Below are 447 nucleotides of genomic sequence, written 5' to 3' on the forward strand. Positions count from 1 at the left end.
AAATTATACAGGCAAAGGGGAGTGACTTTATCCTAAAAGAGGACGATCCTCTTGCAATTACACTCTCTAAGGCCAATTTACCCAAAACAGTAGGATACCTGGATAAGAATCCTGTTCCTTATCAGCAGATATTGAGCAGGGATGGCCAGACAGTGGTTTTGGCCTTCCAGGATTATCTTCAGGTGGTTTATACCCATGAAAAGGAAGAGGAGGCCTATGTGAGGTCAGCTATGCTGTTTGGATCACGCAAGCCTACCTACCAGACGTCTGTAATCTCCCTGCGTAGTAAAAGAGTTATTTTAGACGAAACAGGAAGTATTACTGAGCCGCTGGATATTCAGTTTGAGGGATACTGGGGGTGGGAAAAAGTAGGAGATATGTTACCCCTTGATTACCAGATCGGAAGCGAATATCATTAGATATAAGTAGTTGCGCCGGTACTTGTAA

1 protein-coding gene is annotated in these 447 nt (G+C 43.6%); it reads left to right on the plus strand.

All coding sequences use genetic code 11. The features are described 5' to 3' along the window. On the plus strand, positions 1 to 419 hold a 419-nt coding region (locus F752_RS26380), incomplete at its 5' end, for a hypothetical protein (protein WP_040665089.1). Positions 420 to 447: the final 28 nt, after the last annotated feature.

It is taken from the genome of Nafulsella turpanensis ZLM-10, assembly GCF_000346615.1.
Classification (GTDB): Bacteria; Bacteroidota; Bacteroidia; order Cytophagales; family Cyclobacteriaceae; genus Nafulsella; species Nafulsella turpanensis.